Below are 6,283 nucleotides of genomic sequence, written 5' to 3'. Positions count from 1 at the left end.
TGGCACAACACAAAATAAATGCCCTCTGGCACCACATCCGGAACAATCTCTTCTCACCGGACACCAATCTCATCTCCGACTGCCGCACCAGCCCGGATCCGGCACAACGGTTTGCGTTCCTTCCGACGCCGGAGGAGATCGCCGTCGACTTTCCCAACCCCTGCGGCTGGAGCACCGGGATGGAGGATTGCATGCTCAACGCCGGCTCCGTGCTCGATACCCTGGCGCTGGAGCGGGAATCGGGGGAAACCGACGAAGTGTTCGCCGGCCGGATTCTCGACGGAATCTTCCGCTGTACGACGGTCCACGGCAGACCGGGTTTTGTCGCCCGCGGCCTCTCGCCGTACGACGGGAGGAGCTGTTACAGCAACTCCTCCCGCGATCAGTTTTCGCTGGCGGTCTACGGCGTCTGGCGATATTGGCGCGCCTTTCGAAACGCTCCGGCGGCCAATCGGGAGCAGGCGCGCAACATTCTGCGGAGCATCGCGGAGTTCTGCGAAGCCCGCGTGACACCGGAAAACAACTACGATCTCGGTCGGCTTGACGGCGGCCGCGCCCTGGTGTCAAAGATGTGGGAAAGCGCCGCTCACGAGGCACTGCGGCTGCCGATGATCTACGCTGCCGCCTTCGAGGCGACCGGAGAACCGCACTGGCTCTCTCTGGCGCGGCGCTACGCGGAAAAGGGAGTGGAAACCACCTGGCACGCCGATGAAAAGGAGTGCTGGGATATTCCGCTGGCACAGTTGCAGCTTTCGCTGGCGTTCTTCCGCGACGCGGGATTCTTCCCGGGGCTGGAACCGGCTGTCCGCGGCGCAATGGCACGTGTTGCAGAAATGGCGCAACGGGAATTCGGCCGGATTCTCACCGGGGCGGAAACATTCACCGGCGACTGGTGCGCACAGTACGGCAACTGGCGGAAACTGCCGATGAAACTGACGCCTCAGACGCTTTCCGACGACGGCCGTTCGGCAATCTTCGGCGGCAAAACCTATTTGAACCCCTGCCTCGACCCGGTCTATGCGCGCCCGAATACACTGCTGCGCGGTCTCGGGAACTGTCTGATCGCCCTCTACTCCGACAGTGCCGCCGCCCTCGGCGACGACGAACGCACCCGGTTTGCCCGGGTGCTCGACCGGGTGGATTTCCCGCGCTGTTCCGCCTCCGGGCCGGTCCAGCTTCTGCACGGCCTGCGCCTGGCGGAACACCGCGGGGAAAAATTTCTGTTTAAACAATCTTTTCATTCCAACAGAAAGGAGACAATTTCATGAGACAGCGCCATCGACTCCAGAGCTCTTTTCCTGATGAGAGACCGAAAGTTCATTCAATGCCCCCGCTGTTCCAAACGACGCAGATACGATGTCCTTTTACCCTTATTGAATTGCTCATCGTTATTGCGATCATCGCAATTCTCGCCGCCATGCTGCTGCCGGCACTGAACAAAGCACGTTCCAAAGTAATCGATACCAGTTGCGTAAACAATCTGAAACAACTCCACACCGGCATGGCAATGTACGTCGATCTCAACAACGGTATTATTCCGGCAGCAGACTACAACATGGGAGAAAAGTATCATACCACCTGGCTCGATGTGATCTACCACATGCAGAATCCCAACCAGCATCAGGCGCCGGCACTTCAGCTGACCTATGTGAAGGAGCTGGAAAAAGGAGCTCTATTCGATTGTGTCGGCATCTTTCGCTGTCCTGCCCAGCAGCCGCGCGCCAACCTTTGGAGCGTCTACGCCTCCCACTACGGGATCAACAACTACACCGACAGCTGGGGCTACAGCAAGCCGAAGCAGTTCAACGCCAAACTCAACCGGATCAAATATCCGTCGCGGCGAATGTTTTTCGGCGACTATGACCGCGGCATTAAAAATGGTGTGCTCGTTACCTACTGGGGGCCGGATGGAGGCAACCGGGCCAGCATCAATGCCGACACCGACAATCCCCCCTGGCGTCACTACAACCGGAGCGGCGGCAACTACACCTTTGCCGACGGCCACGTTGAAGGACGGCTCATCAACCAGATTCCGGAGAATTTCAGCGAAGCGCAGCGTGGCGACTTCTGGTACAGCGGCGAATGGGGTTCTCTGTAATCCCCTCTTTCAAAAAAGGAAACATCATGAAAAACCATTTTCTTGCTTCTCTTATCCTCCTTCTGTTCACTCCATTTGCGCAGGCGGAACTCCTGATCAACGACATCGCCTTTCACGTCACACCGATGGCACGGCGAATGGTGCTTCACCCTGTCGCAGGAGAGTGTGACTTCTCCCGTTACGGATACCTTGAACTCGGCTTCCGGGTGAGAGGAGCCAAAGCGGTTCCAGTCCGAGTCGCACTTCGCGACAACACCCGCCGCATCAATGACCCGGAGAGCCGGAGCCTGCAGCAGCTCTCTTCGGCCGGTGCCGATCCGGTGCCGATGCGGATTTATTTCGCCGGGAACGCGGACTTCGGCTATGTCATCAATCCCGCCCGGCTCGGACGAATCCTGATTGAAACTGACACTCCGGAGCAATTCCGGCAACTGGAACTTGTCTATGCAAAACTTGGCGGCAAACCGGGTGAACCCCCGCCGGGAGTCCGATTCAACGCGGCACCCGCTCAGGGAATGCTTCACCCCTCCCGCCTGCCCCTGAAATTTTCCGGCAACGTGCCGTATCGGAGGAACGGCAGCGCGCTGGAACTGGATTTTCCGGCAACCGGCGGTCTTTTCGTCCTCCAGCGGCGGGAACAGCGCTGGGATCTCTCCGGATTCGACCGGGTTCGTTTTCAACTGCGCAATCCAGGGAACAAGCCGGTACCGGTCACCTGCTTCGTCTCGGCGACGACAGCGTGCACACGCGAAAACAGCGTCTATGAAGAGGCGGTAATTCCACCGCGTTCAACCTCGTCCGTGGAGGTGAAATTCAAAGGGCGCGCCCCGTGGATCTGCCGGATCGTCGACGCCGACCACTCCACCCGGCGCAGCGATCAGGAGAACGAACGCGACGGTGCGGCAAAATCCTCCGGCGGCTCCCCGCTCTGGAACGAGGATGTCCTCGCAATCGCGATCGCAGCGCACGCTCCGCTCCAGCTGGAGAAGGCGCGGGCAATCTCCGGCGTCGTCACGCTGCCGGAATGGAGCGGCAAACGGCCGCCGGTTCCGGGAGAATGGCAACAGACTCTCAATGAAGAGTTCAACGGCAATACGATCGATCTCTCCACCTGGAGTTCCGGATGGAGCTGGAAGGTCACCAATCCGCAACTGCTCTGCAACTACAGCCCCCGCAATCTGATTGTCAAGGATGGAATGCTTCACATCCGGTCGGAGAAAAAAATCAGCTATTTCGACGACAATACGCCCGATGAACGGTATTTCCGGGAGTACACCTCGGGAAGCATGACCACCTTCGACAAATTCTCCCAGCGCTACGGCTACTTCGAAGCCCGGTTGCGTCCGACGACTCTCCACGGCATCTGGCCAGCCTTCTGGTCGATGCCTGATCACGGCCGGGGCCGCCCGAACCGCCACCGCTCGATCCACGGCGGCATGGAAATCGACATCTTCGAACAGCCCGGCCGCTTCGGACCGCATCGCAACAACATCGCCTGCCACTGGTGGGCAACTCCAGCGATGAAAGAACATCGAATGATGGGATTCAACCGGCTCTATACCGCTCGTGACCGGGAGGGATTCATCACCGCCGGAATCCTTTGGGAACCCGGGTTGATTATCTGGTACCTCAATGGTGAGCCGGTCGCCCGCTGGGAAAGTGTCTCCGTTCCCAGCGCTCCCATCTATCTGAAACTCTGCGCCCAGATCGGCGGCTGGGGTGGTTACCGGGTGGACGACGACCAGCTCCCCTATGACTTTCTGGTCGATTACGTCAAAGTCTGGCAACGAAAAGATCTCGAAGCACTTAACCGGAACGAAAACATTCCCGAACTGCGCAGGGGTGTGCCCGTCGCTGCGCCTGCCGGTACGCCGCTCCATCCCGGCGAGGATCCCGCCGCAACGGCGGAGCAGTTGCGCCGCTGGGAAGGAGCCGGATTCGCCGTCTTTCTGCCGGAAGGCCGCGAAAAAGGACGGCCCGCAATCCGGATCGACAGTCCCGACGCAACCGCCAGCCGTCAGCTCCGGATTCCGGTCGCGCTTGAAGCGGTGCGTGGACACGCTGTCGAACTCGAAGCGGAGCTCAAAGCGGAAAAAGTACAACGTCCCGACGCGGCCTATCTCGGCATCAAACTGATGCTGGTGATCACCGGTGCCGACGGCAAACTCCGCTACCATGACCTGATGGAAGGGAAATATGGCAACTACGACTGGCGCTCCTGCCGGGTCAAGGTGGAGATTCCGCCTGATGCCCGGCGGGTTATGCTCCACCTCGGACTGCAGAACGCTATCGGCACAGTGCTTTTTTCCAACATTCGGCTGAACGTCGTGAAGTAACGCAACTGCGTCACTCCGGCAGGATCAGATTGAGCATCTTCTCCGTCGCGAGAACCGCCGACACCAGCTGATCGGAGTCGATTCCGGTGGTCACCAGAGCACGCCCCGGCGTCGCCCAGCGGATTGTCGTCTCAACCAGCGCGTCGGTCTTGCCCCCCGGCGGGATGCGCTCCTCGTAGTCGAGCAGCCGCGGCATCGAAAGGCCGAACCTCTTCAACGATTTGCGCAGCGCCTTGACGAAGGCGTCGTAACCGCCGTCGCCCGACGCGGTCGATTCGATCATCTCCCCATCCATTTCGAGCACCACCCGCGCCTTCGGCGTCGTATTGATCCGGGTGGTCACCTCGAAATCGGTGATCCGGATGCGCGACTTCACCGGAGTGCTCAGCACGCCGGCGATGATGAACGGCAGATCGCTCGGAGAGACGTTCTTCTTGCGGTCCCCGAGGCGGATCACCTCCGCCAGCACCTTCTGCCGCACCTCGGGCGAAAGCTCCAGCCCGAGCGCCTCCAGATTCTGTTCGAGCGACGCCTTGCCGCTGAGCTTGCCCAGCGCGTAGTTGCGGTGACGCCCGAACCGCTCCGGCAGCAGCAGGTTGGCGTAAAGATTTCCCTTCTTGTCGCCGTCGGCATGGACGCCGCAGGTCTGGGTGAAGACATCCGGCCCGACTACCGGCATGTTCCACGCACACCGCTTGCCGGAGATGTTCTGGACGATCTCCGACGCGTGCTGCAGCTCCTTCTCCACAATCCGGGTCCGGCGCGAAGTCATGTCGTGAACCGTGACCGCCAGCTGCGCCAGCGGCTGGTTCCCGGTGCGTTCGCCAAGTCCGTTGATCGTGGTGTGGATTCCGTTCACTCCGGCGCGGACCGCCGCCAGACTGTTCGCCGTCACCACACCGTAGTCGTTGTGGCCGTGGAAGTCCAGCCGCAGGTGCGGAAACGCCCGGTAGATCCATTCAAAGTAGGTCGCCGTCTCCTCCGGATCGAGGATGCCGAGGGTGTCCGGCAGCATGATTCGTTCGACCGGCAGCCCCTGCAGCCGGTTCAGAAATTCGTAGACGTAGGCGAAGCTGTTGCGCATGCCGTTGGACCAGTCCTCCAGATAGAGATTGACCAGCAGCCCCCGGTTGTGAGCGCCCTCGATCTCGGCGGCGACCTCGTCGAAGTGGCGGGCCGGCGTCTTGCGCAGCTGCACCCGGCAGTGCTCCTCCGACCCCTTGGCCAGCAGGTTGATCACCCGCCCGCCGGTGCTGAGAATCCACTCGACCGAACGGCCGCCGTCCACGAAGCCGAGGATCTCCATCGCCTCCAGACAGCCGTGATGCTCCGCCCAGCGCAGGATCGTGCCGACCGCCTCGCGCTCCCCTTCGGAGACGCGCGCCGAACCGATCTCGAGCCGGTCCACTTTGACCCGGTTGATCAGCAGCCGGGCGATCTCCAGCTTCTCCGCCGGAGTAAACGAAACCCCGGGAGTCTGCTCTCCGTCGCGCAGTGTCGTATCCATCACCTCGACGAACTGCTCAAGCCTCTTCGATTTCATCATTTTTCGTTATTCCTCATCTGACGGACGGCTGCGTCTGCGGAACTCTCCGCTCTCCTCTGCGCCGATCCGGTTTGATACAAAAACGCCATGCGACACGCCGGTTCACCGGGAGGCCGCATGGCTTTTATCGAAAAAGCGGTGTCGTTCACCGCCGGTCACTCCCGGGATGGGGATTACGGGCCATCCCGGCGCAAGCGCCGGCATGACCCTGACGAATGCCGATCACGATCATCAGCACATGTTTTTTCGGGATGGGACGCGCCGCACGCATAATCACTGTACTCCATTCAATTGATAACATTT

4 protein-coding genes are annotated in these 6,283 nt (G+C 60.5%); 3 read left to right on the top strand and 1 reads right to left on the bottom strand.

Annotated features, from left to right (window positions below; genetic code table 11):
* From ACMLHG_RS15155 to ACMLHG_RS15145, 3 genes are all read left to right on the top strand, one after another.
* On the top strand, positions 1 to 1,268 hold a 1,268-nt coding region (locus ACMLHG_RS15155; RefSeq protein ID WP_417171034.1), incomplete at its 5' end, for a hypothetical protein.
* A gap of 56 nt (positions 1,269 to 1,324) precedes the next feature.
* Positions 1,325 to 2,098 carry a prepilin-type N-terminal cleavage/methylation domain-containing protein gene (locus ACMLHG_RS15150; protein ID WP_295808460.1) on the top strand — a complete coding sequence of 258 codons (774 nt, stop codon included), beginning with the start codon at positions 1,325 to 1,327 and terminating at the stop codon, positions 2,096 to 2,098.
* Between the two features lie 26 nt (positions 2,099 to 2,124).
* Positions 2,125 to 4,434 (top strand): glycoside hydrolase family 16 protein, encoded by a 2,310-nt coding sequence (locus ACMLHG_RS15145; protein ID WP_295808462.1) that lies wholly within the window; start codon positions 2,125 to 2,127, stop codon positions 4,432 to 4,434.
* Between the two features lie 10 nt (positions 4,435 to 4,444).
* Here the strand turns inward: ACMLHG_RS15145 and ACMLHG_RS15140 are convergent, their stop codons facing one another.
* Entirely contained in the window at positions 4,445 to 5,980 is a 1,536-nt protein-coding gene (locus ACMLHG_RS15140; protein ID WP_295808464.1) for an alpha-isopropylmalate synthase regulatory domain-containing protein, read from the bottom strand.
* Positions 5,981 to 6,283: the final 303 nt, after the last annotated feature.

Source organism: Victivallis sp. (genome assembly GCF_048170485.1).
Lineage (GTDB): Bacteria > Verrucomicrobiota > Lentisphaeria > Victivallales > Victivallaceae > Victivallis.
This window is presented reverse-complemented; position numbering and strand designations above follow the sequence as displayed.